We start from the raw sequence: 1,375 nt of genomic DNA on the forward strand, positions 1-1,375 counted from the left end.
CCGTCGGCCCCGGACGCCGCAGGTGTCGCCGACGGCCCGCCGGCCGGGGCCTCGGTCGAGGCCTCGGCCTCGACCGGCAGCTCGAGTCGCACCCGCCAGCGCCCGTCGGCGGTCGCTCCGGTGTCGAGCCGCCCACCGATCAGGTCGGCCCGTTCACGCATGCCGACCAGCCCGAAGCCGCTGCCCCCCGACGTGTCGTGAACGACGGGCAGGTCGTTCTCGACGACGATCACGAGGGACCCGGCCGTCGCGGTCAGGTGCAGCTCGACCGTCGCCCCCGGCGCGTGCCGACGGGCGTTGACGAGCGCCTCTTGCACCGTGCGGTAGGCCGTGACGTCGGCGAGCGGGGCCAGCGAGGGCAGCGTCCCGTCGACGTGCGACGCGACGACGGCCCCGGAGGCGCGGGCCTGGTAGACGAGGTCGGCCACGTCGCCGAGACCGGGGACCGGCACGGTGCCGCTCGGTCCGTCGCCGGTCTCGCGGAGGATGCCCACGATCGACCGCAGCGCGTCGAGGGTCTCGCGGCCCTGGGCGCGGACGCTGCGGAGGGACTCCTTGGCGCGCTCGGGGTCGCCGTCGACGAGGCGTTCGGCGGCACCGGCCTGCACCACGAGCCCGGTGAGGTGGTGCGCGGCGACGTCGTGCAGCTCACGGGCCATGCGGGTGCGCTCGGCGGCGACCGCGGCCCGGGTGAGCGTCGCCTGGTGCTCGACGCTCTCGGCCGCGCGGGCCCGGGCGTCGCGGTCGTGGGCCCGGCGCAGGGCCACCCACGAGCCGACGGCGGCGCTCACGCCGTTGATCAGCACGGCGCTGGCCACGAGGGCGAGCGCCTCGACGACGACGCCGACCTCGCCGAGCCCGGCGGGGGCGCCCAGCTGGTCCTTGACGATCGCCGACGCCCCGACGGCGGCACCGACGGCCTCGATGCCCACGGCGGCGAGCACCGCCCCGACGACGTCCCGGGTCGGCCGCAGGGTGGCGACCGTGTAGGCCGTGACGACGGGGGCGGCCGTCCACAGGGCGAGGCCGGTCGGCAGCACGGTGAGCAGGGCGGCCTGCAGGACGGCGACCGCGAGCAGGGCCGTGACGGGGCGGACGCGCCGGAGTGCCAGGGGCACGTGCTGGACGAGCGCCAGCACGATCACGGCGACGATCTGGGCGGTCGGGATGCTGCGGTTCGCGCCGTAGAACTCGCCCGCGGCCAGCAGCGTGGCGAGGAAGGCGATCGTGACGAGGGCCCAGACGGCGGCGAGGGCGACGTCGCGGCCGAGCACCGTGTGCACGCCCAGCCGGTCGAGGACGCGGCGCACCGTCGCCATCCCGGGCCCGGTCGAACCGGCCTGCCCGGCCGAACCGGCCTGCCCGGCCTGCCCGG

General features: G+C 77.5%; 1 protein-coding gene. It reads right to left on the reverse strand.

Features of this window, described 5'->3' with window-relative positions; translation table 11 throughout:
• A partial coding sequence (locus IFT36_RS16040) for a sensor histidine kinase (protein ID WP_200413665.1) occupies window positions 1-1,375 on the reverse strand: 1,375 nt, incomplete at both ends.

Origin of the sequence: Frigoribacterium sp. CFBP 13605 (assembly GCF_014839405.1) — a bacterium.
Classification (GTDB): domain Bacteria; phylum Actinomycetota; class Actinomycetes; order Actinomycetales; family Microbacteriaceae; genus Frigoribacterium.